Raw genomic sequence first — 1,256 nt, forward strand, 5'->3', positions numbered from 1 at the left:
TGCCTGGGCGGTGCGGCCACCGCCTGACGGTTTTCGCGGTTGGCATCGCGCGTTGAGAGCGTCCGCTTCGGCGGACGTTTCGCATTGATCGGCAGCGTTCTGCGCCATTCCACGCCGCCTGATGGGTTCTGCTTACGAACGAAAGCAAACCGCCGTTGCGCCGCTTGTCTTAGAATCGCCGCTTGGTCCTCACTTCCTGCGCAATATGAACTCCACATCGGAAGACCGCTGGCGCGACTTGCGCCCGGACCCGGACAGCGACACTCCGCTTTATCTGCAACTCGCCCGCAAGCTCGGCAATGCGATCCACGATAACCGATGGAACGCGGGCGAAGCATTGCCATCCGAACGCGTGCTGTCGGAGGCGCTCGGGGTATCGCGCATCACCTCGCGCAAAGCCATCGCCCTCCTGGTAGAACAAGGACTCATACGGCGCACGCAAGGCGCGGGTTCGTTCATCACGCCGCGCTACGAAGACCCGCTTTCGCGTTTGTCGAGCTTCAGCGAAATGCTGCGCAGACGTGGATTTACACCCGGATCGCAGTGGCTTTCGCGCGTGATCGAACCCGCGAATCGCGACGAAGTGATCCAGCTCGGGTTATCGCCGGCGGCGGCCGTTGCGCGCTTGAGGCGCTTGCGTACGGCCGATGGCATTGTCATGGCGGTCGAGAATTCGACCTTTCCGGCAGCGCTGATTCCCGACCCGGACGCAATCGGCGATTCGCTCTACAGCTTTCTGGAACAGCGGAACTTGTCTATCGTGCGGGCCTTGCAGCATTTTCGCGCGGTGAATGCGAGCGATGAAATCGCCACGCAGATGGGCATCGCGCCACACGATGCGTTGCTGCTGATCACGCGCGTAGGTTATACGGCCGATCAGCGCCCGATCGAACTCACCGATACCTACTGCCGCAACGATTACTACGACTTCGTTGCGGAGTTGCGGAAGTAACCATCACGTCCAGCGCGGCTCGTCCGAACCGATCTCGACCGGCGGCGAGGGCCAGAATGGCGGCGTCATCGACATACGCTCGGGCGGCTGCGTGAGCGTAAGCGACCCGAACGGCGACTCGATGGTTTGAAGCACATCGCGGACGTCATCGATATTCGGATCGTGGATCTTTTGCCCGTCTTCGATCAAACCCATCGATTGCAGCCAGCGCCCGGTCCCAGCCAGCGATACCCGCACATGCCAGCTTCCGCCCTCCTCGGCGCGGCGTTGCAACGCGGTCATTGCGCCGAATGCCGCGAGATAG

Annotated in this window: 1 protein-coding gene and 1 pseudogene; one reads left to right on the plus strand and one right to left on the minus strand. The window is 61.9% G+C overall.

Annotated elements, in window-relative coordinates; genetic code table 11:
- The first annotated feature begins 205 nt into the window (after positions 1 to 205).
- A complete protein-coding gene (locus ACRXB1_RS36265) occupies positions 206 to 952 on the plus strand; it encodes a GntR family transcriptional regulator (RefSeq protein WP_062000968.1) in 747 nt (248 codons plus the stop codon).
- A 3-nt stretch (positions 953 to 955) separates the two neighbouring features.
- Here ACRXB1_RS36265 and ACRXB1_RS36270 read toward each other — a convergent pair.
- Positions 956 to 1,256: pseudogene (locus ACRXB1_RS36270) on the minus strand (CoA transferase); the annotation flags it as partial.

Source organism: Caballeronia sp. M23-90, from assembly GCF_053574605.1.

Bases quoted from the DNA above. Each gene is read 5' to 3' on its own strand.
- ACRXB1_RS36265 (WP_062000968.1), top strand. From the start codon at position 206: ATGAACTCCACATCGGAAGACCGCTGGCGCGACTTGCGCCCGGACCCG.